Origin of the sequence: Butyricimonas sp. RTP31003st1_G1_RTP31003_210430 (genome assembly GCF_040920905.1) — a bacterium.
In the GTDB taxonomy this organism is placed as follows: Bacteria; Bacteroidota; Bacteroidia; order Bacteroidales; family Marinifilaceae; genus Butyricimonas; species Butyricimonas paravirosa.
Genome location: NZ_JBCOSQ010000028.1, coordinates 15,020 through 40,484, shown reverse-complemented (window position 1 = coordinate 40,484; position 25,465 = coordinate 15,020). Strand labels below are relative to the sequence as shown.

The window sequence follows — 25,465 nt, the reverse complement described above, 5'->3', positions numbered from 1 at the left end:
AAGGTAGGGAATTAATTTCATTGTAATGTATGTTTTTTGGGGTTTTATGCTACGTGTGTTTGCCTGTATGGGGGAATGGGTGGTTATTTTGTTAATATAGTATCGTTTTTCATGTCATTAATTTTCAATGCTTTGAAGACGTATTTGTAGTTAAATAATCAGTAATGTGAAAAAAAACACACGTTTTCTTTGGTAGGAATGAAATTTGCCGTATATTTGCAACCGCTAAAGCAAAAGATGGTCCGTTCGTCTAGGGGCTAGGACGCAAGATTCTCATTCTTGTAACACGGGTTCGATTCCCGTACGGACTACTAGGGCAAAAAGCAAAATATTTAACGATGGTCCGTTCGTCTAGGGGTTAGGACGCAAGATTTTCATTCTTGTAACACGAGTTCGATTCTCGTACGGACTACCGAGATTTTAGTGGGTTTTATGGTCCGTTCGTCTAGGGGTTAGGACGCAAGATTTTCATTCTTGTAACACGAGTTCGATTCTCGTACGGACTACAAAGTTGAATTAAATTAATTTGTAGAGATGGCAAATCATCAATCATCAGAAAAAAGAATAAGGCAGACTGAAAAAAGAAGATTACACAATCGTTATTACGCAAAGACTGCTAGAAATGCCGTTAGAAAGCTACGTGCAATGACCGAAAAGGAGACTGCAGCAGACTTGTTGCCGAAAGTGTCGGCTATGTTGGATAAATTAGCAAAAAAACATATTATCCACAAGAACAAAGCAGCTAACTTGAAGTCTAGCTTGGCTTTACATGTGAATAAACTGTAATTTTACTATCTTAAGATATTGAGGTAACAAACAATTTGTTTGTTACCTTTATTTCTATGTGTCGGTTGATCTTGAGAAATTACTTCTCGAGATTTTTTTATTACAAAAAAATAGCTACATTGCCAGTTATAAAGAAAAAGTTATGACTGGAAATTATATCCCGATTTCCTCGTGGGCGGAAGACGATAAGCCCCGGGAAAAGATGTTGTTGAAAGGTGTTACTGCGCTTTCGACAAACGAGTTGCTCGCAATTTTAATCCGTTCGGGGAGTGGAGGGGAATCAGCCTTGGATTTGTCTCGCCGGATTTTGACGGATGCCAGTAATGATTTGAATACGCTGGCTCGTCTTTCTGTATCGGATTTTATGAATCGCTATAAAGGAGTTGGGATGGCGAAAGCTGCCTCAATCATTGCTGCCATGGAATTGGGACGCCGCCGGGCGTTGTCGACAGCAAGGGAGGAACCGGCGTTGACAACCAGCAGGGATTTGTACGATTATCTTCAGCCCTTGATTGGAGATCTGGATCATGAGGAATTTTGGGTGGTCACTTTGTCAAGCGCTTGTCGGATTAAGTCATGCGATCGCTTGTTTTCAGGAGGAATAGAGAGTACGATTATTGATATTCGTATGATATTCCGGAAAGTACTGGAATCAAAAGCTTGTTCCATCGTAATAGCTCATAATCATCCCAGCGGTAATGATCGTCCGAGTTCCCATGATATTACTTTGACAAAGAAAGTACAGGAGGCTGGGCGTGTATTAGACATCACGTTGCTGGATCACATTGTCGTTTGCCCTAATCGGTATTATAGTTTTGCGGATAATGGGATGCTTTAATCCCATTAAGTGCTGAAAAGTTGAATCGGAAGAATATCTTTTACTATCTTTGTGGCAGCTATTTGTGTCACATTGGCACTTGTAATGCTTGTCAATGTGGCATATTGACGGTTGGCAGGGATTTTGCTTAGAAAGAGTAGCTTAAAATGTTTATTCATAAAAAAAATTATATACGATATGGCAGAAGAGAAGAGATCGACTCAGGAGAACGAGTTTGAAGAGTCACAGACGAACGATACGGAAAAGGAAGAAGTGAATTCAGAAAAACATCAGGGAGAAGCTCACAAAAAGAAAGAAGACAAGTCTTGCCGAAAAGAGGATAAGCAATTGGAAGAGTTGGGACAGAAACTGATCGAGATGAATGATAAATACTTACGTTTGTCCGCGGAGTTCGATAATTACCGGAAACGTACCTTGAAGGAAAAAATGGAGTTAACCAAGAGTGCCGGGGAACAATTGTTAAGTAATATTTTACCCGTGGTGGATAACTTCGAACGCGCCTTGAAGAGTATGAGTACGGCGAAGGATGTGGCAGCTCTAAAAGAAGGAGTGGATTTGATCTATGCTAATTTTAAGTCTTTTCTGACACAGAATGGCGTGAAAGAAATCGAGACTGAAAATGCTGATTTTAACACGGATATTCACGAGGCGGTAACGACAGTTCCGGCTCCGACTCCGGAGTTAAAGGGTAAAGTGTTGGATTGTATCGAGAAGGGATATTACTTGAATGACAAGGTGATGCGTTTTGCGAAAGTGGTTGTTGGTGAATAAAATATAGTTGCGTGGTAATGGAAAAGAGAGATTATTATGAGGTGTTGGGGGTATCTAAAAGTGCTGATGCCACTGAGATCAAGAAAGCATATCGAAAACTGGCTTTAAAGTATCACCCGGATAAGAACCCGGGGGACAAGGAGGCCGAGGAGAAATTTAAAGAAGCCGCTGAAGCATACGATGTGCTGAGTAATGAAGAAAAGAGACGTCGTTATGATCAGTTCGGTCACGCCGGAGTAGGTGGAGCCGGACAAGGAGGTTTTGGTGGGGGCATGAGTATGGATGATATTTTCTCTCAATTCGGGGATATTTTCGGAAGTTTCGGTGGCTTTAGTGGTTTCGGAGGTTTTGGTGGTGGCCGTAGTGCCCGCCGGGTAAACCGGGGAACGAACTTGAGAGTGAAGGTGAAAATGAACCTTCAGGAAATTGCTACCGGAATTGAGAAGAAAATCAAGGTAAAGAAATACGTGGCTTGTCAGCATTGTAACGGAACGGGAGCAAAGGATGGAAAATCCTATTCCACTTGTTCGACCTGTAAAGGATCGGGACAAGTGACCCGGGTACAAAATACGATACTGGGAGCGATGCAAACCACTTCCACGTGTCCGACTTGCGAGGGCGAAGGAAAGATTATCAATGAAAAATGTACTTTCTGTAATGGAGAGGGCGTGTTGATGTCGGAAGAGGTGATTTCTATCAATATTCCGGCAGGAGTGGGTGAAGGGATGCAATTGTCTTTGAATGGTAAAGGAAACGCAGCTCGTCGTGGTGGCGTGAACGGTGACTTGATCGTGTTGATAGAAGAAGAAGAGCATCCGGAGTTGGTAAGAGATGGGAATGATTTATTATACAACGTGTTTATCGGGTATCCGGAAGCCGTGTTAGGGGAAACGGTTGAGATTCCGACCATCGAAGGGAAAGTGAAAGTGAAGATTGAGGCAGGTACCCAGCCGGGTAAAATATTGCGTTTGCGAGGAAAAGGATTGCCTGATGTGAACGGTTACGGTAAAGGGGATTTGTTGGCAAAGGTGAACGTGTGGATTCCTAAGAACTTGTCGAAGGACGAGAAAAAACTCGTGGAAAAGATGAAAGAGGCGGAAGGCTTTAAGCCGGGAAGTGGTGACAAGAAAAGTATCTTTTCCAAGATGAAAGATTTTTTTGATTAGAAATAATAATATATGATTACACTGACACAATTAGAATATGTTGTTGCGGTCGATGAATTCCGGCATTTTGCAACAGCCGCCGACAAGTGTTTCGTGACACAGCCGACACTGAGTATGCAAATTAAAAAGCTGGAAGATGATCTAGGTGTAATCATTTTCGATCGGAGTCGGCAACCGGTTGTTCCTACCGACATCGGTTACAAGTTGATCGAGCAGGCAAGAACAGTGCTGGCCTCGACTCAAAGAATAAAAGAGATTATTAATGAAGAGAAACAGGAGGTAGCGGGATCCTTGAAAATAGGTATTATTCCCACGCTAGCTCCTTATTTATTACCGATATTCATCGGGGATTACATTCGTCGTTATCCTGGGGTACAGGTGGAAGTGGAAGAATTAATTTCGGAAGAGATTATCCGACGGTTGAAACATGACACGTTGGACGTGGGGGTATTCGTGACACCTTATCATGACGATAAGATTGTAGAACAGCCCGTGTTTTACGAGGAGATGATGATCTACGCTCACCCTGATCACGAACTTTTGAAAAAGAAAGACGTAGAAACACAAGATATTGCAACTCCTGAGTTATGGATGTTGGGAGACGGGCATTGTTTCCGGGATCAAGTAGTGAATTTATGTGAGATGCGAGGAACGCAACATAAGAATTTGCCTTTTGATTTTGAGAGTAATTCTTTAGAGACCTTGATGAAGATCGTGGATCGGGAAGGGGGATTTACCTTGATTCCTGAGTTAGCCACGTTGTACATGACGGAGGAAAAGAAAAAGCAAGTTCGTTCATTCACGGTGTCCAAACCTTTGCGGGAGGTCAGTGTGATATATTCCCGTCATTTCACGAAACAAAAGTTGATTGATTTGCTTTGTGAAGATATACGACAAGTGGTTCCCCCGGGAATGTTGAAAAAAGAGAGGGGAAAAATCGTTGAATGGAAAAAGATAAGATAAATGTAATACCCGAATATATGGATAATATCAAGAAAAGTTTTTTGGAGGCGCAACAGGTGTTAGCTGATTTCGTGGAGGATGAGGAGAAGTTGAAACAAGTCGGATTGGCGGCAGAGATATTATCCCGGGTATTGAAAAACGGGGGTAAGGTCATAAGTTGTGGAAATGGTGGTTCCATGAGTGACGCCATGCATTTCGCCGAGGAACTTACCGGACGTTTCAGGGGAGACCGTCCCGCACTACCTGCAATGGCAATTTCCGATCCGACTCACTTGACCTGCGTGGCCAATGATTTCGGATTTGAGTACGTGTTCTCCCGTTACGTGGAGGCACACGGGAAAGCTGGTGATGTGTTATTGGCAATCAGTACTTCCGGTAATTCAGAAAACATTGTGAGAGCCGTTAATGCGGCTCACCGCAAGGGTATGTTGGTGATCGGGTTAACCGGTAAGGATGGCGGTAAAATGAAGAATATGTGTGACGTGAATATTTGTGTTCCTTGGAACGGGTATTCCGATCGGATTCAGGAGATTCACATCAAGGTGATTCATATCCTGATTGAGCAAATCGAGGCGCATTTGTTTGCGGAACAATAAAGAGGTGTATATGTTTTTAATAATATAAGTTATGGGAAATAAAATTAATGATCCTATTGTCCGTTTGATGGGACTTAGGTACAAGTCACATCCGTGGCATGGTTTGGATATTGGGACGGATGCGCCGAACGTGGTTACCGCATTCATAGAGATGGTACCGACGGACACGGTGAAGTACGAGTTGGATAAAGTGAGTGGGTATATAAAAATAGATCGTCCGCAGAAGTATTCGAACGTGGTTCCCGCTTTATATGGTTTTTTACCGCAGACTTATTGCGGAGATTTAGTTGCCGAGTATTGTATGTCGCAGACCGAGAGAACGGATATTCACGGGGACGGAGACCCGCTTGATATTTGTGTCCTGACCGAGAAAACGATCTCTCACGGGGATATTATCGCAGAAGTTCGTCCTATCGGGGGATTCCGGATGTTGGATAAGAACGAGGCAGACGATAAGATTATTGCCGTGTTGAAACATGATGCCACGTATAATATTTATAATGATATTTCCGAATTACCACACGTGGTGATTGACAGGTTACGGCATTATTTTTTAACCTACAAGGATCTTCCCGGTGAGGAACGACGCACGGAAATCACTCATGTCTATAATAAGGAAGAGGCTTTCGAGGTGATTCGCCGGAGTGCCGAAGATTATAAAAATCACTTCCAAGGACTTGAAGATATACTAAGCCGGGTATAACGGTAAGGTAAAAGATAAAAACTAAAAGATAAAAGTTGAATTCTCACTTAACTTTTATCTTTTAGTTTTTATTTTTTAGTTCTCTCATCCTCCCCATCCGTCCTTGTCGAGACTTCGGTATTGTATGGCCTCGGCGATATATTGCGGGGTTATTTTCTCGTTATGGTCTAGGTCGGCAATTGTTCGGGACAATTTGATGATCCGGTCATAAGCTCGGGCGGAAAGTCCGAAACGTTGCATGGCAATCTTTAGTAGTGCAACACATTTATCGTCCAGCGGACAATACTTTTTTAGTAGCGGTGAGGTCATCTGGGCATTACAATAAATCCCCGGGTAAGATTGAAAACGTTGGGTCTGGATAGCCCGGGCGGCGATCACCCTAGCTCGAACAACAGAGCTTGGTTCACTGTCCGAGGAATTCGTGATCTTGTCAAGCTCTACGGGAATCACTTCAATATGTATGTCAATCCGGTCGAGTAAAGGACCGGATATTTTCGATAAATACTTTTGAACGGCTCCGGGCGGACAATTACATTCCTTCGTGGGATGATTATAGTACCCACACGGGCAAGGATTCATAGATGCGATCAGCATGATGTTAGCCGGATATTCCACGCTGAACTTGGAACGACTGATGGTAATCTTCCGATCTTCAAGTGGTTGTCTCAAGACTTCCAGTACTGCCCGGCGAAATTCTGGGAGTTCATCTAGAAATAAAATACCATGGTGAGCAAGTGATATTTCCCCCGGTTGAGGCCAAGATCCTCCGCCAACAAGTGCAACATCAGATATGGTATGATGCGGCGAACGAAATGGACGTGAAGTAATTAAGGAATGATTATTTTGAATCTTTCCCGCGACGGAGTGGATTTTCGTTGTTTCCAGAGCCTCTTCGATGGTCATGGGAGGGAGAATGGTTGGTAATCTTCGGGCCAGCATGGTTTTCCCCGAACCGGGGGAGCCGATCATGATCATGTTATGCCCGCCTGCGGCTGCAACTTCCATCGCACGTTTCACGTTTTCTTGTCCCTTCACGTCTTTGAAATCAAGCAAGTCATCATCGGGAAATGCTGTCATGACTTGTTGGTCGAAAGAAATGGGAGAGAAGTCTTTTTCCTGTTTCAGAAAAGCGATCACTTCACTCAGATGGTGGAAACCGTAAACTTCAAAGCCTTGAACCACTGCAGCCTCGTTAGCATTCTGATAGGGCAGAAGAATACCTTTAAAACCTTCCTTTTTGGCGTGTATGGCGATGGGAAGTACCCCTTTGACCGCTTGTAGGCTGCCATCTAATGACAGCTCGCCCATGATCAGGTATTTATCCAGTTGTGCATTAGGTAACTGGTCATTAGCCGCAAGGATTCCAATGGCTAGCGGTAAGTCGAAAGACGATCCTTCTTTCTTCACGTCGGCGGGAGCCATGTTGATGATTACTCGTTTACCCGGAATTTTTAACCCGATTTCCCGGAGGGCGGAATCAATTCGTTGCTGGCTTTCTTTTACCGCATTATCGGGTAAACCGACAATAATAAATTTCGCTCCCCAAAGAATATTGACCTCGATTGTGATGGTCAAAGCATTGATTCCGTACACTGCACCCCCGAAAATTTTAACTAACATACCGTCTGATCTTATGTTTCACATACAAGCATGTAAGTTAAGATTATTTCACAGAAAAACAATGCAAAGTAGGTTATTTTTTGCGATCAAGTTTTTCAAGAGAAACCTTCTCTCCGTTGAATACGGCATAACTGAAATGCGTGATCCAGTCTCCCGTGTTGATATAGTGACTGTTGGATTCAAGTTCAAGATTGAGAGGCAAATGGCGATGGCCGAAAATGAAATAATCCACGTGGTGTTCTTTCAAGATATTCTGGCAATAAATAACGATTTCTTCTTTGTCGTCTCCCAGATAGCCCCTCGCCTCGATCTGTCCGTTTCCTTTCAGTCGGGAATGGGATGACCATTTATTGGCCAAAGCGATCCCCCAGTCGGGATGGATAAATCGGAAACATCTTTGTAGGAAGCGATTATGGAAAGCGTTACGCAGGAAAAGATACCCTTTGTCGTTCGGATTCAGACCGTCACCATGTCCGATAAGGAAAGATTTTCCGTTTATCGTGGTTTCCATCATGGAAGTATGCAGGATAACACCACATTCTTTTGCCAAGTAGTCGAAAGCCCAGATGTCGTGGTTACCCGTGAAGAAATGTACCTTAATTCCCTGGTCCGTGAAATTGGCCAGTTCGGCAAGAAAGCGTACGTGGCCTTTGGGTACAACGTGTTTGTATTCGAACCAAAAATCAAACATATCACCAAGCAGGTAAAGTTCCAAGCAATCAGGTTTGATGCTTTGCAAAAACTCCACGAGCATAATTTCTCTCTCCCGATTATCTTTCAATAGTTTGGCACCCAAGTGTGCGTCTGAAAGAAAATAAACCTTCTTGCCCTGCATGATGATATGTTCGTCCAATATAATTATTTTTTCAACAAGTCGTTCAAACGGTCTTCCAAACGGCTGCCGTACAAGTTTTTACCAACAATTTCTTTCTTTTGGTTAATGATGTAGTTTGCCGGAACACTCTTCACGTTCCAAGTCGAGGCTGCCCGACTTTGTAACGCTCCTTGATCCCATACGCAAATCCAGTTGATCTTGTTCGTTTTTATCACGTCTTCCCAAAGAAATTTGTTTTTATCCAGACAAACCATGTAGATTTCCACTCCCCGGTTTTTGAACTTGTTGTATACGCTTTTCATCTGGTCAATGTACTCTTGGCTCTCTTTGGCCGTGATCAGCCCGAAGTCAAGCACGATGAGTTTCGATTTGAGGGAGTTCAGTGAAATATCCTTGCCATTCACATCCGGCAGGTTAATATCCGGTAGAGACCCTTCCGTGTTGTTAATCACGGCAGCAAGTTGTTGATTGCGGATTGCTTGGGATATTTGTTTCAAGTGATTCATGATTGCCTTCGTGTACTGGGATTCGGGATAAAGGGCGGTCAAGGATGATGCCACCACTTTAAAATAGTGAAGGTCTTCGAACTCGTCCATCACTCCGATATTATCATCAATTTTTTGATAAAGGGCATAATAAGATGCCGGAGAGGTGGCGTGTTTGATAATGAAGTCACGGGTGAAACTGATCTGTTTGTTTATTGCCTCTTCCCATGCCTTGGCGTATTCCTGACGTTGAGTGTCGTACTCGGTTCCTTGTGGGAGAGCCTGATAGGATCTCTTCAAAGAATCCGTTAGCGTGATTGTACGGGTGATCTGGAAATTCAGGAGTTTAATCCATAACGAGTTTTCAGAACCATCCACCCAGTAGTTATTTTTAATGTCCTTCAGCGTACCACTGACTTCAAGCACCTCGTCCGGGCTGGCGATCAAGGTCACTTGCTCGTTGTTAGAAAATCTTAAAGAATAGAATGTCGGGAGCTCGATGTTGAGTTTAAATTTAAACTCCCCGTTCTTGTTAATTTTTGTTGAGTCGATTGTTTTTCTTGAACTTACATCTATTTGTTCCAGATATACTTTCGTGTTGGCTGCATCTTTGATGGCCCCTGTAATTTCGACATTCGTCTTTTCAGTACAGGATGCGATAAGAACTACAAGTAGTCCAAGTAATAGTATTTTTCTCATAATTTGTTGGAATGATATAAATAATCTACATCTTGATTTATGAAGTTCGAAAGTAATACTTTTTTTCTATTTTTCACATCGTCGGATCAGATTTTGAATGAAAAAACCGTTAATTAATTGTTAATGGTGTATTTTGGGAGATTGAAATTTGAAAATTGTTTTATTTTTGCAAACGATGAAACAGAAAAAATTGAATATACCAGCATTTTTGCTATTGTTTACCTTTTTGTTAGGTACGATAGGTGTGAATGTAAGTAAAGTGTACTGTCAGCGTTGCCAGGAAACTTACTTGCACGTGATGGTTATTCCCCAGGACATCCCGTGTCCGTGTACGCATGGTTGTCACTGCTGTCATCGTATGTGCCACAATGCGCACAAAAAGAATTGCGATAACGCAAAACAAGAACATACTTATTATAAAGTTTCCGGTGATTGGGCAATGTCCCATTTCGAAATACAATTCTGCGATATGGTGCAGGAGTGTAATTTTATGATGTCTTTACCGGATGCGGTTATTTCTAATGTACAACCTTTTAATTCTCCTGTTGCATACATAGACACGTCTCCGCCCTTGGAGTTGCTATGTATTTTCCGTTGTTGATTAAATTTTGATCCGTGACGAAGATGCTTTAAAAGTATCTTTCGACGAGTCGTGTGTATGCGTCTGACTTGACTGAAACGTTATTTAAAATTTAATCAAGAGAGAACGTGTTTCGTGGCATTGGGTAAAAGAAATATCCCCGGCACGTTCCTGAAAATCGTGGAATCTATATGAGAAATTTGTTTATTATAATGTGTTTACTTGCCTCTGTTGGCTTACAGGCACAGACCATAAAAGGGCGTGTTATGGAAGAAACGGAAAACGGAGAGGTGGCGTTACCCGGGGCGAATGTCTATTGGGTAGGGACTTCGAAAGGATCTGTTTCGGATGCGAACGGGGAATTTAAAATCAAGTGGGAGAAGGTTGGGAAGTTGGTCGTTAGTTTTATCGGGTACCGCTCGGATACGATAGAGGTAAAATCCACGGATAAATTCGTGACCTGCACGTTGAAATCCGGGGAGCAATTGGACGAGGTGAGTGTGGCTGCCCGTAAACAGAGTACCGTGATGTCGACTCAGGGGCCTTTGATCGAGCAATTGATCACGGGCGAAGAGTTGTGTAAGGCGGCTTGCTGTAACTTGGGTGAGAGTTTCGAGACGAATGCTTCGGTTGACGTGTCGTATGCCGATGCCGTGACGGGTGCAAAGCAAATCCAGCTATTGGGATTAACCGGAAAGTACGTGCAGATGATGACCGAGAATATGCCTAATTTCCGGGGATTGGCCTCTTTGTACGGTTTGACTTATATTCCTGGTCCCTGGATGTCTGCGATTTCCGTTTCAAAAGGGACGGGATCGGTGATTAACGGTTACGAATCGATGGCCGGGCAGATCAGCGTGGACTACAAGAAACCCCGTGATCCGGAGTTACTTTCGGCTAATGTCTTCACGAGTAGCGAGGGAATGTACGAATTTAACTCTAATTTCAGTATCAAGTTCAATGACAAGTGGAGTACGATGTTTCTTTTGCATGGGGACTGGATGGAAGAGCCTCATGACGGGAACAAGGACGGATTCTTGGATATGCCGGAGAAAACGCAATACAACGTGATGAATCGTTGGGCTTATAAAGATGATACTTGGTATTTGCAATTCGGGGGTAAATTTATCGACGAGGAACGGAATGGCGGACAAACCACTCATGGCGGACATGCTCATGCAGATGAGAAATACGGGTTGTATAAAATTGGGATCGACACTCGTCGTTACGAGGCTTTCTTGAAGTTAGGTTACTTGATGCCCCAGTACGAGAACACGAGTATGGCGATTTTGGTGAACTATTCCGATCACACGCAGGATTCTTATTACGGGCCGAAAATGTATAATGCCGGGCAGAAGAGTTTGTTCGTGAACTACATCTACCAGTCTATTTTCGGGACGAATCCCAGCCAGATGTACTCTGCCGGGTTGAGTTTCAATTACGACAAATATGACGAAGATTTCCGTGATCCGGTTTTCAATTATGGAGAGGATATTTCTACCGATTTCATAAATATGAAACGAGAAGAACGGGTGCCGGGAGCTTTCTTCCAGTACACGGGGGAATTTCTGGATCAGCGTTTTATCGTGATGGCAGGTTTGCGCTACGATTATCACAATATCTTCGGGAGTATCTGGACCCCGCGGGCTCACATCATGTACAAACCAGATGAATTCACCAGCATCAAGGCCACTTTCGGCCGCGGTCTGCGTACACCGAATATCTTGGCCGAGAACAGTTACTTGCTGGCCTCTGCTGCGAACTTCTACGTGAATGGCGAGTTGTTGGGTAAAAATCCGGCTTTACTGGATGATCTAAAAATGGAGGATTCTTGGAATTTCGGGGCTAACGTGAACCGGAAGTTCGAAGTATTCGGGCGTACCTTGAATATCAACCTAGATTATTATCACACGAAATTCAACGACCAAGTGGTGGTGGATAACGAGACGGCATACAACAAGGTGAACTTTTATAACCTGGACGGGGATTCCTATTCGAATTGTTACCAGGTCGAGGTGAAATACGAGTTGATCCCTCGTTTGGAAGCCACGTTAGCTTATCGTTACAATGATGTGAAGACGACGATAAACGGAGATCTGAAGCGTACTCCTTTAACGAGCCGTTATAAGGGATTGGTGAACTTGTCATACTTCACCAACTTGAAGAAATGGCAGTTCGATTTCACGACCCAGTTTAACGGTTCCGGACGTTTGCCGGAGCAGGGTGGGATTGCCGATGAATATCGGGTAGCCTCCCGTTTTGATGATTTCCAGATCATGAATGCGCAGGTTACGAAATATTTCCGTTTGTGGAGTATTTATGCGGGATGCGAGAATATCGGGGATTTTACTCAAAAGAACCCGATCGTAAATTCCCATAATCCTTGGAGCGATACCTTTGACTCGTCGAAAGTGTGGGGACCTCTTCACGGACGTAAATTTTATATCGGTTTGAGATTTGCCTTAGATCGAAAAGAATAATCAATAAAATAATTACTTTTGAAAAACAATGTTTTTAATAACTAATACGTTTACTATGAAAACAATGAAAATTTTATTCACGCTGGTAGTGTTCGTTATGATGGGTTTAACAGTGAGTGCCCAGACTAAGAAAGATACAACCGTTATTTTTAAAGTAGGAATACATTGCCCTTCTTGTAAGGCTAAACTGGATAAAGATATGCCTTTCGAGAAAGGAATCAAGGATTATAAGTTGAACATGAAAGATTCAACCGTGTTGATTTCTTTCCGTACCGACAAAAATTCTGTTGAGGCTTTGCGGGCTGCTATCGAGCGTCATGATGTGAAAGTAGTGGGAATGTGTGATAAAGACGGTAAGTTGATAAAATGCGGTAAAGCACATAATTGTTGTAAAGAGGGAAATAAAGAAGCTTGCAAGGGAAGTTGCGGCGAGAAACATAATTGCAGCGGGACCTGTGGTCAAAGTTGTGGTGAAAAAAAGTGTGATGGTAAATGCGACCAGAACTGCGAGTCTAAGGAGAGTAAATGTGAAGGAAAATGTGGTGACAATTGCTGTTCCAAGACAGGTAAAACAGACGAGTGTTGCAAGAATAAGAAAAAGTAAGGAAAATTCTTGAAGGATACAAAAAAACGGTAGCGAAAGCTACCGTTTTTTGGTATTATTGATCCAGAATAAACTGGTTCATCTTGTCGAATTGTCGTTCCATGTCCTGTAATAACCTTACTTGAACTTTAGCTCGTTGCAGGTTATGTTCAGGATAGGTGATCGGGTAATAATGATCCCCGTCCAAATAATCCGTTAGGAAACGGACGGCTTGTAGATAGGTCATTAGCGTACATCCTTGCGCAAGGGTCTTTTTTTCCTTGAGCGTGAAAAGGTGTTTGGCTTTTTCCATGAATCCGGCGGTGAAAGCCTCGAAATAATTCATGTTAAAATGCACCTCATCAAGATTGCGAGTTTCCTCCCCGGCCGTGTTACAAGACGAGCGAATGGCATCCCCGAAGTCGTAATGCACGATTCCCGGCATCACGGTGTCCAGATCGATCACGCATAACGGATGATCATTGTGGTCGAACAGGAGATTATTCGCTTTCGTGTCATTGTGCGTGACCCGGAGCGGCAAAATTCCCTCGTCTTTCATCCGTTGTAATTCTAACATCTCATTATCGAACTTTTTCAGGTATTCGAGCAGTTCCTTACTCGCCTCGATCCGGTCCGGTTCGGCTTTGGCTAGGGCCTCTTTTAATTCCCGCTGGCGGCGAGGAACATTGTGAAAAAGCGGAATGGTCTCGATCAACAATTTCGCATCGAAATCGGAAATCCGGTTCTCGAATTCTCCGAACCCGATACCCACTTGATAAGCGATCTGGGAATCCGGGATAACATCGTAGCTCTTTGAGCCTTTGATAAAGAGTGATAGCGTCCAGTAGTTTCCCTCGTAATCCTTGTAGTAAGCGTTTCCCTTGTCCGTGTAAAAATACGTGATGTATTTGCGGGTGATGTCGCTTACTTTGTGCCGGATAAGCCGGTTGCGGATATGCCCGCACACCAGTTCTTTGTTTCGCACCAGTTTTGGGATGTCCTTGAACACGTTACCATTGATCCTTTGGAGAATGTACTCGACATCCTCGTCCACTTTCACCAGATAGGTGTCGTTAATATGGCCAGAACCGTACGGTGTAGCGGATATAAACCGCCCGCTCGATACGAACGTGTCGTAAATTCTCTTCAGTTTGTCCATGCTTAGTTGTTTTTTAGTGTTTACCCGTTTTTATGCTATTTATTGCCCCATGTCAGTATATAATCCTTCCCCGTCGAATTTCTGCAAGGCATTGTTCACTAGTTCCGTGTCCTCTTTGTACGTTACCCCGAACCATTTGGCACTGGTGTTTAATACCTTCACTTTCACGGCTTTTTGCTTGATAAGTTCGTCTACCACGAAAGGTATGTAAATCTCTGCCTTGGGATTTTCGCTGTTCTTGTGGTAGAATTCGATGAATTGTTTCTCGATCTCCCCGAAAAGCATAGGTGAGAATCCCCAGAAATTCATGGAAACCACGTCATCCTCGTGTAGTACGACACCTGTGTTCAGGTCTTTAATCATATCACCTTCCCGACCGATCTTCGTACGTTCGGTGATACTGGTCAAGAAATTGTCCCCGTCAACCGTGCATATTCCTCTGGATACCGTCCCGTTCTCGGATAGCGTGGCTGCCAACCGGTAGCCGGCGAGGCTGAAACATCTCTCGTCGGGATTACTGGCCACAAAATCGTGCATCTTCACGAAGGCATCCCGTCCGTAAAAGTCGTCAGCATTGATTGCGATAAACGGTTCGTGTATATGGTCTTTTGCGGCCCAGATGGCGTGAGCCGTTCCCCAGGGTTTTTCCCGCTGGATCGGGGGCAGGTTACCGGGCAGTTGATCCATTTCTTGGAAACAGTACACGGTTTCAACCAAGCTCTCGGCATATTTTCCCACGGCCTCTTTGAATTCGTTCTCGAAACTTCGGCGGATGATGAAAACAATTTTGTCAAACCCCGCGTGTACGGCGTCATAGATTGAATAATGCAACAATGTTTTCTTGTGGGGGCCGAGCAATGCCAGTTGTTTCAAGCTACCAAACCGGGAACCCATCCCTGCTGCCATGATGAGCAAGGTCGTTTTATTCTTCGTCGTTTCCATGTTTTTATATTTAATCTTTTTACTTGTATAACCTTCTTTCGGACAAAGCTAATAAAAACTGCGGAAAGAATCTAGCAAGTCGTGTTTTGTTTTATTTTAGGTGAAAATCTTTGTCGTTTTTATGCCTCGTCATCTTCTGAAAATGAATCCAGTAGTGGGTTTTGCTCTTCTTTAGCCGGGAGGGCCTCTACCGAACGTAGTTGTCGCTGTATGGCTCGGGTTCGTTTGCCCATGACCTCTTCCAGTTGGTTGTTAGCGGTTTGGAGATTTTTCTGGGCTTTCTCCAGAAGTCCCCCGAACTTCTCGAATTCGGCCTTCACGGCACCAAGGATACGCCACACCTCGCTGCTGCGTTTTTGGATGGCCAGCGTGCGGAATCCCATTTGTAGGCTATTCAGTATCGCTGCTAGTGTGGTCGGCCCCGTGACAATCACGTGGTATTCCTGCTGTAATTGTTCCAACAAGGCTGCCCGGCGGGTAACTTCTCCGTATATGCTCTCGAAAGGCAGGAACATGATCCCGAAGTCCGTGGTATGCGGTGGGGCTAGGTATTTGTCCCGGATGTCCTTTGCCATACCGCGAATGGTCTGTTCGAGTACGCGGGAAGTGGTTTCCACCCGTTGTAAGTCTCCGGACTCGTAGGCGTCAAGGAGTTGTTCGTAAACGTCCTTCGGGAACTTGGCGTCGATGGGAAGGTAGACCGATTCGTCTCCTTCCGCCCGTCCGGGAAGTTTCACGGCGAATTCGACCAGTTTGTCCGATCCGGGTTTAGTTTTTACGTTAGCATCATATTGATCCGGGGCTAGAATTTGCTCCAATAGCATGGAAAGTTGTACTTCCCCGATCGTTCCCCGTATTTTCACGTTACTAAGCACCCGTTTCAGCCCACCGACATCCTGTGCCAGCGTCTGCATTTCCCCTAAGCCTTTCTGCACGTTTTCCAGTTGCTTGCTGACGAGTTCGAATGATTGCCCGATACGTTCGTGTAGGGTCTTCTGTAATTTTTCATCCACGGTGGCTCGCATCTCTTCCAGTTTCTTTTCCGTGTTTTGCAGGAGTTCCTGTTGACGGAGTGATAGCTCCCCGAATTTTTCCCGTTGCAGGCGGTTGAATAATTCCATGCTTTCTGCAAAACTTTTCTGGAAAGCTTGTATGGCGGAGTTAGTCTGGGTGGTGATATTCTTTAAGGTTTCTCGATGTTCTGTCCGGAAATGGTTGAGGGTAGAGGCGAGTTCTTCCCGGTCTTTGCGGGAACGGTTCTCATCGTTTTCCCGGTTATAGCGTGATTCGTCCCGGATCACTTTTTCGAGGTCCGAGATGGAGCGTGATACATCCCGTGCGGTGTTGTCCTTGCGGGAACGAACGTGTAATCCAATGAGGATAATGTTGAGAATGAGAAGTAAAACGCAGGATATAAGTATAAATAATTCCATATTTCTGAACCTTTGGTTGTTCAAAAATATGGAAAATAACTCAGAGTTTGGTCAACTCTTCTTGAATTTGTTCCTGCCCATGCGGGACGAAGATAAGGGCGGTCGTGTCGTACCCTCTGCGTTGTGCCCGTTGCATCAAGTCTTTCAATTTCTTGGGAGGGAGTTTTGGGGTACGACTCACAATCCAGAGATGATCACATTGAGAACTTCCGATGAGGGCTGCACTGTAATCATTCTCGACTTCCAGAATGTGATAGTCTGTCTTGAAAATCAAGAAAAAAGTGACCTTTAGAACTCCCGGTTGGGTCGTGTCTGGGATGTGCACGTGCCCCACGATTTCTTTTCTCTCCCCTTGGAAACTATCTTGGTAACCTCGTCCAATAACCTCGATGTTTCCGTCGGGTTTGATGGTGTACTCGGTTGTAACCCCGACCAAGCCTCGTTCGAAAGGATGGTCAAAGCGTGCGATTTCATACCATAGGCCGACGTACTTTTTTAGATCCAGCGTGTCTATGGCCCGGTTATCGACGATTTTGTCGGATTGTGCTGTTGTCGCCATGATATTGCATCCGACGAGCAATACGGCTAATAAGAAGAACTTCATACTATGAGTTGATAATTAGGTGTTTAGTTTCTTGTAATACGAGAAGTCGGGGGCCGATGTTCGTTTATAAGATTTATAAAGTCTGTAAAGTTCATAATGCCTTTGGGGAGGTATTATCAAATGAAGAATAGATAAGTACTTAAGGTAATCACCAGATAATCAAAAATTAAAGATAAATCGAATTCGTATCAAAGACGTTCACGAACGTCTTTGATACGTCTTTGTAGCGAAGTTGATACGTCTTTAATCCCTAAGTGCATCGAATGTGCAACGGGTAAACACGGTGTATTACCTTGAAAAAGTTTACTATAAGCCTAAGTCAGAATAGCTAAAAATGTAGTAGGCTAACTATTCTTGTTGGCCAGTTGTCCGCAAGCCGCATCAATGTCTTTTCCTTTGCTGCGACGGATATTCACCACGATATTTTTGCTTTCGAGGTAGCGAACAAATTGATCCCTGCAGGCATCCGGGCTGTGACGGTAGGGGGCGTTGTCCACTTCGTTGTACTCGATAATGTTGATTTTCACGGGGAATTGTCGACAGAACAAGGCGAGAGCCTTGGCATCGTCGAGACTATCATTGACACCTTTTAGTAACAGGTACTCGAACGTGGGACGTGTCCCCGTTTTATCCACGAAATACCGAATAGCCTCGGCGAGTTCGGTAAGCGGGTAAGCCTTGTTTATCGGCATAATTTTGTCCCGGGTCGTGTTGACTGCCGAGTGGAGTGAAATGGCAAGGTTGAAACGAACGTCGTCATCTGCCAGTCGCTTGATGCCTTCCACGATGCCGGAGGTGGATAGCGTGAGGCGATAGGGGGACATTCCCAATCCATCCTCTGCCGTGATGCGTTCTATGGCGGCAAGGACATTCTCGTAGTTCAGAAGTGGTTCGCCCATGCCCATCAGTACGATGTTGGATAGCGGTAGTCCCCGTTCTTCTCCCAGGCGTTTCACGGCAACTACTTGGTCGAATATTTCTTCCGGTAACAGGTTTCGGGTGAACCCCAACCCTCCCGTGGCACAAAAGCTACATTTCAGTTTGCATCCTACTTGCGAGGAGACACACACGGTTGATTTATCCTTGCTTGGGATAAGTACGGTTTCAATCAGGTTCCCGTCGGGAAGGGTAAAGCCGAGTTTCGTTGTACCGTCACTACTCTCTTGTTTATGGGTGAGTGTGGCCGTTTGTAGGATAAAGTGGTTGTCCAAGAATTCCCGGAAGTCTTTTGACAAGTTGGTCATGTCCTCGAAACGGGTCACTCCCTTTTGCCAAAGCCACTGCCAGATTTGTTTTGCCCGGAATGCTTTTTCCCCGTGTTGTACGAGGACGTTTGCTAACTCTTGTAACGTGTACGCTCTTATGTTCGTTTTTTCCATGTCATCGCTTTTTTCCGCTGCAAAAATACAACAAGAAAATGATAAGGAGTTCATATAATGGAAAAATGATGTGAATTAATGGTTTAGAAAAATATTTTGTTTTTGTAAGAAATTGATTCTCTTGAAATTTTACTTCGTATTAGTCATTATTTTCTTCTTCTAAAAGTTTCTTCAATTCGTCGGCTCTAGGTAAAATCCCCTCATAATCTTTAGGTAATTCGTTGGCCAATTTGTATGTGGCAACACCCATCGGTTTTGAAGTGTCGCGAAAGGCGAATTCAACGGTTTTCGAACGTTGCGATTTGCAGAGGATAATCCCGATAGAGGGGTTTTCGTGTGGAAGACGCACATATTCATCCAGAGCCGAGAGATAAAAATTGAGTTTCCCTGCGTATTCGGGTTTGAATTCGCCTCGTTTTAGTTCGATGGCAACGAGCGCTTGTAAATGGCGATTGAAAAATAGTAAATCGATAAAATACTCTTGTTCATCTACAATAAGTCTGTATTGGTTACCTAAAAATGAGAAATTAGAACCGAGTGCCATGATAAATTTCTTTATGTTTTGAATGATCTGGTTTTCAATAACTCGTTCATCAATCTCATCAATGTCCTTGATGTTGATAAAATCAAGGAGATATTCATCTTTGAATGATTGTATGGCTCGTTTACGATAATTTACATTTGTGATGGTTTGATTGAAATTATTGGCTACCGCTTGTTTAAAATAGGATTTTTCATTCAAATAGTATCTTAATTTTTCGACACTCCAAAATTCAGTAGCACAATGACGGATGTAGAATAAACGTTCTTCTATATCTGATGTTTTTAAAAGTATTTCATAATGGTGTGTGAACCCGATACTTATAAAAGATTCCAAGTCAGAAATATTCAATTCGTCCGTTGTCAACGGACGAATTGTAATAGTTATATTTTCTGGGATTAATGAGGATGTGTTTTTGTCCGTTGTTGACGGACGGTTTGAAAATATACTATTCCAGTTTTCGAAAAAAGTACGCATTTTTTTAGACTGGTGATAGAGAATCCTCGCAGTCCGGGTAATTCTTGTTGTAATTGTTGCGATATGAACTCTAATGCACCGGTTCCCTACGTGTTTGTTCGACTATTGAGTGAGATGTATTCACCTACGGCATAATATAGGGCGAGCATTTCTCGATTGACCAATCGAGCTGCCGTGTAGCGACTCTGCAAAATGGCCTGTTTAATTGCCTGAATGGCATCGGAATATTGTTTGCTATATGTAATTTGTGCCATAATGAATTATTGTATTGATTTTGGAAATATGTAACAAAGATAAGCTATTCTTTGTGTGAAATCGTTATATGGAGACGATTTAAAACTCGATCCAAATATCATTTCGGGAGAAATATTCCCTTAGTTTATGGATGGCCCTGCTTTTTAGGACTTTCACGGTATTCACGGCGATGTCGAGGGTTTCTGCGATCTCTTTCGTGTTTTTGCCCGTGAGGGAGAGTTCTACGATTCGGTTGCATTGCGGGGGGAGAGTTGCAATGGCAGTTTGAAGTAGCTGGTTGGCTTCTTGTTCGATGATGGTGTCCCACAAGGATTCCTCCTGTTCGGAGTTTAGAGAGGCTTTTTCGTGGCGGTTCTTCTCGCGGGAGAGACCCCGGAGGTAATTTAGTGCTTCGTTGCGGATCATGATAAATAGGTAATTTTCGATGGAATCCAATTGTTTGTGTTGTCCTTGATTTTCCCAGAACTTGATGATAACATCTTGGGCTAAATCTTTGGCGACTTCCGAATTTCCCGTGATTTTAAAGGCGATGGCACATAAAGACGCAAAATGATCCCGGATAAAATTACCCAGATCAAAGTGACCGCCCATAGCATCTTTATTTTTTCGCATAAAAAACGTTTCATTGATCAGACCTACCTTCTCGATACAATGTTGTATGAATACTGACGTCACAAACTTACGAAAAAACTTTATAAATTAAATGTTATGTATGGTGCTTTATATAAAAGAGGCGGAAATTCACTTTTTTGAATTTTTTTTATTCCCGTGTAATACCAAATATGGGTTAGTGGTGTCTTTAGTAAAAATAATAGAAATAATGGGAGAATTAAATAGTCATCAAATTGCCCGGATTATCTTAAAGATGAGATATGAAACCGCCACGGAAGAGGAAAAGCGGGTTCTTGAGGCTTGGATGAAAGCCGGGGATGGGCGGCAGGCAATTTATGACAGAATTGTTTCTGACGAAAGCTTGAGAGAGTATCGGGATTTGAAAGCAGAATTTGAAGGGGTGACGGATTACGGAAAATTGCAGTCTGATATATTGGGAACCTTGGCGAAACGGAACAGGCAGAGAAAACTTCAACGAATCTCCTTGTGGGGAGGAAGCGTGGCTGCCGTTTTGTTGGTGGCGTGTCTGTTCGTGTATAAGTATGTCGGAGAGTCGCATCCGGAAAGGATGGAAGAGATGCGGGTGGCTAAAATCGAATCAGAGCCGATCGTGCAGGATAAGGTGATATTAGTGTTAGGCGATGGGAAAAGAGTTGGAATGCAGGGACTGCACAGGGATAGTTTGAGGTTGAAGTCTGCGGTGGTTGTCGGGGCAGAGGCGAAATTGGTTTACGATACGAATACGGGGCAAGGAGCGGGGGACGTTTCCCCGGAGCCGGAAATCAATAAAGTGATTACTTCCACGGGAGGGTTTTATTCGTTGATATTGAGTGACGGGACTCGGATTTGGTTGAATTCCGAGAGCGAGTTGGAATACCCGGTATTTTTCGGGAAAGGGGAACGACGGGTGAAGCTGGTCGGGGAGGCTTTTTTCGAAGTAACGCCGGATGCGGCACGTCCTTTTATTGTCGAGGCGAACGAGATCCGGACGAGGGTACTGGGAACGTCATTCAATATAAAGGCGTACAAGGATGAATCGGATATTTATGCCACGCTTTTTACCGGGAAGGTCGCCGTGGAACCTTTAGCAGATACGACCCGAAAAATCATCTTGCAACCTGGGAAACAGGCCGGCTGGGATGTGCAAGCTCGTAAGTTAAGTGTACGGGAGGTTAATCTGGATCGTGTTATGGCTTGGAAAGAGGGGATGTTCATGTTTAACAAAGAGAATATCGAGGTCGTTACTCGCCAGATCGAGCGCTGGTATGGCGTGAGATTTATATACCAGGTCAAAGACCGGAATCAATACACGTTTAACGGGTATTTCAGTAAGGACGAGACGTTGGAATCCATATTAGATGCCTTCACTTATACCGGAGGGCCGAAGTTTAGAAAAGAGGGAGATACCGTTTACGTGACGGACCCACTATAAAAACAAAATGGAGCAACTTTGGCAGGCGGCTCCACTTTGACGACCTTGTGCGAGACAAGGCCCATGTTAAATTTAATAACACAAATTTATGACAAAAAGAACGAAACCGAAAGTCTTTTTGGGACTTTTATGCGTTTGCAAAAGAATGTTTAGTATTTTTTTACTTTTCTTGGCAACGCTGTTACTATCTTCTGCCTCTGTTTTTAGCCAGCAGAAGAATCAGAAAATTATCTCCATTGATTTCAAGGAGTACAGTCTGACGCGTGCTTTACATGAGATCAACCGCTTGAGTGGGGACTTAGTCAATTTCCGGGAGGAAGTTGTCATAAAAGAGTCGAAAAAGATTACCTTGAAACTGGATGACATCACGGTTTTCGAGGCGGTGAAGGCCTGTTTGGAAGGCACAGGGCTGACTTGTTCCCAGCAAGGGAATGGTAAGATTCTCGTGGGGCCGAAACAGGAAACGACAATGTTGACTGTTAGCGGTCGGGTTGTTGATGAGAAAGGGAATCCTATTCCCGGTGCCACGGTACTCATACAGGGAACCACTCAAGGGGTTGCCACGGATGCAGATGGGCGTTACACGATTACCGCTAGGCCGGAGGATGCGTTGAGATTCTCGTTTATCGGTTATAAGCCGGAAGTTGTCCCGATCAAGGGGAAAACGAGGTTGAACGTTCACTTGAATCCCACGGCCGAGAATATCGAGGAAGTGACAGTAGTGGCGTTCGGTGAACAGAAAAAAGAGAGTGTCGTGTCGGCTATCACGACCGTGGACGCTAGAAGTTTAAAGTCTTCCAGTAGTGATTTGACCAGCCAGTTTACCGGGAAAATTGCCGGTATGATCGGTTGGCAGACGGGAGGTATTCCCGGTGCGTTGACGGAAGAAGAGATGAACACGAAATTTTATATCCGGGGTATAACCTCTTTCCAGACCTCGGCCAACGTTGACCCGCTGATCTTGATTGACGGGGTGGAATCATCCAAGTTGGACCTTTCCCGTATGGTTCCGGAGGACATCGAGAGTTTCAGCGTGATGAAAGATGCGTCGGCTACGGCAATGTATGGGGCTCGCGGGGCTAACGGTGTAATTCTGATTACGACCAAGAAAGGACAGGAGGGAAGTGTTTATACCTCGGTTCGTTACGAGATGGTAGTGAGCGCTCCGACCAAGAAAATTGATGTCGTTAATCCCGTGGATTACATGAAGATGTATAACCGGGCTTTGTTGTCTCGTAATCCGTCGGCAACCCCGCAGTATAGTGTGGAACGTATCCAGCGTACGGAATCCGGACTTTATCCTGATTGGGTATATCCTGCCAATGACTGGTATGATATCATGTTTCAGGATTATTCGATCAACCATCGTGCGGGGTTAAATATGCGGGGTGGTTCCCGGTTGGTGCAGTATTATGCATCTGTTAACTATGTTCGGGACGAGGGGATGTTGAAGACCGACCGTTTGAACCAGTTCAAGTGTAACATCGAGAACAACACGTTTTCTTTCCGGGCGAACCTGAATATCGATTTGAGTGCGGGGATTCGCTTGAATATTAATACATCAGCCAATCTGGATAAATATCACGGGCCTTATGCGGACGTGACGGAGGCTTATTACATGGCGTTCAATGCCTCTCCGGTGGATTTTGCTCCTCTTTATCCGGGAGACGAGACGTATGGCTGGCCGCACCTTCGCTTTGGAGCCGTGGATTTGAACACGATTAATCCTTACAAGGATCTTCACCAAGGGTACAAGGACCGCCGCCGTTATTCGGCTGTGGCACGTGCAGAGTATATTCATAATCTTTCTGCCTTGTTGAAAGGATTGGAGTTACGGGCATCCGTGTCCATGAACCAGACGGGATATTATACCAATGCTTACAAAACGGAACCTTATTTGTATTCGTTAGCCGATTATAGTTTTGAAACCGGAAAGCATCGATTACTGGCATTGAATGAACGTAACGCATCGCGGACGTTGTCGAAAGCGTATGGTAATAGTTCTCAGTCTACACAAATGAGTTACGAGGTACGGGGGTTGCACGTGGCAGCCTGGGGTGAACACCAAACCAGTTTAACTGCCGTGTTTAACGTGCAGGAGTCGACGTACTCTAATACGGAAACTGTACTGGACGGTATTCCTCACCGGAATATGGGTATGTCCATGCGTGGAACCTACGGGTTTAAGGATAAATATTTTGCCGAGGCGAGTTTCGGTTACAACGGCTCGGAGCGTTTTGCCAAGCACAATCAATGGGGATTTTTCCCGGCGGTTGGTGGTGCATGGATTGCATCCAAGGAACGTTTTATGGCAGACAACGTGGGACGTTGGTTCTCGTTCTTGAAATTCCGTCTCTCTTGGGGTAAGGTCGGAAACGACGGGGTGATTGATTCCCCGCGGTTTGCCCATTTACCCTTGTTGGATAAAGTGAGTATCATGGACCCGGCACCGGGTGGTACCGTTTTACAGCGTCCCGTGGTGAAGTCTTATCCTAACGACAAGATTACTTGGGAAATTGCAGAACAGACGAATTTGGGTATCGAAACGAAATTCTTTGGTGGAATCGTGGAATTGAATGCCGATATTTACCAGGAGGTTCGCCATAATATTATAGATTATCGTTACACGATGCCGGCATCTACCGGGTTGGAGTATTTACAGATCGGAAACGTGGGAGAGGTTCGTTCCCGAGGTATTGATCTTTCGGGTAAAGTGCAACACGCTTTTACTCCGGATTTTTGGACCATTCTAAGTGGTACGTTTACCTATAATAAGGCGGAGTATAGAGATATTGAAGAGGCTGCCAATAAGCCGAAATGGCAAAAGAAGGTCGGACATGAGATTTCACAGCAAATCGGTTACATTGCCGAGGGCGTTTTCCGTGATCAGGCAGAGATTGATAATTCCCCCCGACAAGGTGGGGACGTGATGCCGGGTGATATTCGCTATCGCGACCTGAACGGGGACGGCGTGATTGACGTGAATGATGCCACGTATATCGGTTTCCCGACAACCCCTCGATTGATTTACGGTTTCAGTGCCTTTTTCAATTTGAAGGATTTCGAGTTAAGTTTTGCTTTTCAGGGAGCGGGCAAACGGGCGTTCTTTATGGACCCGATGAAAATCAGTCCGTTTGTGAAAAACCGGGCGATGTTGAAGGCGATTTACGATGATCATTGGAACGAAAATAACATGAAAGAACGTCCTTTCTGGCCGCGTCTTTCCACGCAATCCATTGATGCGCATAATCCTCAGGAAAACTGGAAGAATAATACAGAGATACGGAAGTCTACTTATTTCATGCGGGAGAGTAGTTTCTTACGTTGCACTTCGATCGAAGTGGCGTACAATGTACCGCAGGATTTCCTGAGCAAGATCAAAATGCAGAACGTGAAGTTTTATGCCCGGGTAAACAATCCTTTCCTGATTTCCAGTTTTAAGATCTGGGACGTGGAGTTGGGGGACAGCGGTTTCAACTACCCGATTCAGCGTACTTGGTCAGTCGGTTTGAACATAAGTTTTTAA

The 25,465-nt window shown here is 44.3% G+C and carries 23 protein-coding genes and 3 tRNA genes; 15 read left to right on the top strand and 11 right to left on the bottom strand.

The window, feature by feature from the left end; all coding sequences use genetic code 11:
- Positions 1-239 precede the first annotated feature (239 nt).
- The 10 genes from AB5542_RS10430 (at position 240) to AB5542_RS10385 (ending at position 5,823) form a co-directional block, all read left to right on the top strand.
- Positions 240-311: transfer RNA gene (locus AB5542_RS10430), tRNA-Glu, on the top strand.
- A gap of 29 nt (positions 312-340) precedes the next feature.
- Positions 341-412, top strand: a tRNA-Glu gene (locus AB5542_RS10425).
- 22 nt (positions 413-434) lie between these two features.
- Positions 435-506: transfer RNA gene (locus tag AB5542_RS10420), tRNA-Glu, on the top strand.
- 28 nt (positions 507-534) lie between these two features.
- Entirely contained in the window at positions 535-786 is a 252-nt protein-coding gene (rpsT, locus tag AB5542_RS10415) for a 30S ribosomal protein S20 (RefSeq protein ID WP_027201645.1), read from the top strand.
- 142 nt (positions 787-928) lie between these two features.
- A complete protein-coding gene (gene radC, locus AB5542_RS10410) occupies positions 929-1,624 on the top strand; it encodes a RadC family protein (RefSeq protein ID WP_087421869.1) in 696 nt (231 codons plus the stop codon).
- Between the two features lie 177 nt (positions 1,625-1,801).
- A complete protein-coding gene (locus AB5542_RS10405; protein WP_279036989.1) occupies positions 1,802-2,395 on the top strand; it encodes a nucleotide exchange factor GrpE in 594 nt (197 codons plus the stop codon).
- Positions 2,396-2,412: 17 nt separating this feature from the next.
- Complete coding sequence (gene dnaJ / locus AB5542_RS10400; protein ID WP_087421409.1) at positions 2,413-3,561, top strand: molecular chaperone DnaJ; 1,149 nt, start codon at positions 2,413-2,415, stop codon at positions 3,559-3,561.
- Positions 3,562-3,573: 12 nt separating this feature from the next.
- Positions 3,574-4,524, top strand: a complete 951-nt coding sequence (locus AB5542_RS10395; protein WP_087421410.1) for a hydrogen peroxide-inducible genes activator — start codon at positions 3,574-3,576, stop codon at positions 4,522-4,524.
- 17 nt (positions 4,525-4,541) lie between these two features.
- The gene (gene lpcA / locus AB5542_RS10390) at positions 4,542-5,120 is read left to right on the top strand and encodes a D-sedoheptulose 7-phosphate isomerase (protein ID WP_279037185.1); all 579 of its coding nucleotides are present in this window, start codon (positions 4,542-4,544) and stop codon (positions 5,118-5,120) included.
- A 31-nt stretch (positions 5,121-5,151) separates the two neighbouring features.
- Positions 5,152-5,823, top strand: coding sequence for an inorganic pyrophosphatase (locus AB5542_RS10385; protein ID WP_087421411.1), 672 nt, complete (start codon positions 5,152-5,154; stop codon positions 5,821-5,823).
- An 84-nt stretch (positions 5,824-5,907) separates the two neighbouring features.
- Here the strand turns inward: AB5542_RS10385 and AB5542_RS10380 are convergent, their stop codons facing one another.
- The 3 genes from AB5542_RS10380 to AB5542_RS10370 form a co-directional block, all read right to left on the bottom strand.
- Positions 5,908-7,443, bottom strand: coding sequence for a YifB family Mg chelatase-like AAA ATPase (locus tag AB5542_RS10380; protein ID WP_118303788.1), 1,536 nt, complete (start codon positions 7,441-7,443; stop codon positions 5,908-5,910).
- Between the two features lie 73 nt (positions 7,444-7,516).
- Complete coding sequence (locus tag AB5542_RS10375) at positions 7,517-8,278, bottom strand: UDP-2,3-diacylglucosamine diphosphatase (protein WP_279037186.1); 762 nt, start codon at positions 8,276-8,278, stop codon at positions 7,517-7,519.
- 23 nt (positions 8,279-8,301) lie between these two features.
- Positions 8,302-9,462 carry a DUF4369 domain-containing protein gene (locus AB5542_RS10370; RefSeq protein ID WP_279036994.1) on the bottom strand — a complete coding sequence of 387 codons (1,161 nt, stop codon included), beginning with the start codon at positions 9,460-9,462 and terminating at the stop codon, positions 8,302-8,304.
- A 175-nt stretch (positions 9,463-9,637) separates the two neighbouring features.
- On the opposite strand from AB5542_RS10370, the gene AB5542_RS10365 reads away from it, so the two are divergent.
- From AB5542_RS10365 to AB5542_RS10355, 3 genes are all read left to right on the top strand, one after another.
- Positions 9,638-10,063 (top strand): hypothetical protein, encoded by a 426-nt coding sequence (locus AB5542_RS10365; protein ID WP_279036996.1) that lies wholly within the window; start codon positions 9,638-9,640, stop codon positions 10,061-10,063.
- Between the two features lie 170 nt (positions 10,064-10,233).
- Positions 10,234-12,522, top strand: a complete 2,289-nt coding sequence (locus AB5542_RS10360; protein WP_118303794.1) for a TonB-dependent receptor — start codon at positions 10,234-10,236, stop codon at positions 12,520-12,522.
- A gap of 55 nt (positions 12,523-12,577) precedes the next feature.
- Entirely contained in the window at positions 12,578-13,126 is a 549-nt protein-coding gene (locus AB5542_RS10355) for a heavy-metal-associated domain-containing protein (RefSeq protein ID WP_270546460.1), read from the top strand.
- Between the two features lie 55 nt (positions 13,127-13,181).
- Here the strand turns inward: AB5542_RS10355 and AB5542_RS10350 are convergent, their stop codons facing one another.
- The 8 genes from AB5542_RS10350 to AB5542_RS10320 form a co-directional block, all read right to left on the bottom strand.
- The gene (locus AB5542_RS10350) at positions 13,182-14,264 is read right to left on the bottom strand and encodes a phosphotransferase enzyme family protein (RefSeq protein WP_087421418.1); all 1,083 of its coding nucleotides are present in this window, start codon (positions 14,262-14,264) and stop codon (positions 13,182-13,184) included.
- Between the two features lie 39 nt (positions 14,265-14,303).
- A complete protein-coding gene (locus tag AB5542_RS10345) occupies positions 14,304-15,206 on the bottom strand; it encodes a sugar phosphate nucleotidyltransferase (RefSeq protein ID WP_087421419.1) in 903 nt (300 codons plus the stop codon).
- Between the two features lie 119 nt (positions 15,207-15,325).
- Entirely contained in the window at positions 15,326-16,639 is a 1,314-nt protein-coding gene (locus tag AB5542_RS10340; protein ID WP_279037004.1) for a DNA recombination protein RmuC, read from the bottom strand.
- A gap of 40 nt (positions 16,640-16,679) precedes the next feature.
- Positions 16,680-17,243, bottom strand: a complete 564-nt coding sequence (locus AB5542_RS10335; protein ID WP_229128297.1) for a lipocalin family protein — start codon at positions 17,241-17,243, stop codon at positions 16,680-16,682.
- Positions 17,244-17,587: 344 nt separating this feature from the next.
- The gene (gene rlmN / locus AB5542_RS10330) at positions 17,588-18,622 is read right to left on the bottom strand and encodes a 23S rRNA (adenine(2503)-C(2))-methyltransferase RlmN (RefSeq protein ID WP_118303802.1); all 1,035 of its coding nucleotides are present in this window, start codon (positions 18,620-18,622) and stop codon (positions 17,588-17,590) included.
- Between the two features lie 139 nt (positions 18,623-18,761).
- Complete coding sequence (locus AB5542_RS10325; RefSeq protein WP_410518798.1) at positions 18,762-19,640, bottom strand: PDDEXK nuclease domain-containing protein; 879 nt, start codon at positions 19,638-19,640, stop codon at positions 18,762-18,764.
- An 86-nt stretch (positions 19,641-19,726) separates the two neighbouring features.
- Positions 19,727-19,894, bottom strand: a complete 168-nt coding sequence (locus AB5542_RS21295; RefSeq protein WP_410518799.1) for a hypothetical protein — start codon at positions 19,892-19,894, stop codon at positions 19,727-19,729.
- Between the two features lie 79 nt (positions 19,895-19,973).
- Positions 19,974-20,507 (bottom strand): sigma-70 family RNA polymerase sigma factor, encoded by a 534-nt coding sequence (locus AB5542_RS10320; protein WP_087421422.1) that lies wholly within the window; start codon positions 20,505-20,507, stop codon positions 19,974-19,976.
- Between the two features lie 208 nt (positions 20,508-20,715).
- On the opposite strand from AB5542_RS10320, the gene AB5542_RS10315 reads away from it, so the two are divergent.
- Both AB5542_RS10315 and AB5542_RS10310 read left to right on the top strand, forming a co-directional pair.
- Complete coding sequence (locus AB5542_RS10315; protein WP_279037008.1) at positions 20,716-21,939, top strand: FecR family protein; 1,224 nt, start codon at positions 20,716-20,718, stop codon at positions 21,937-21,939.
- An 88-nt stretch (positions 21,940-22,027) separates the two neighbouring features.
- A complete protein-coding gene (locus AB5542_RS10310) occupies positions 22,028-25,465 on the top strand; it encodes a SusC/RagA family TonB-linked outer membrane protein (RefSeq protein WP_087421424.1) in 3,438 nt (1,145 codons plus the stop codon).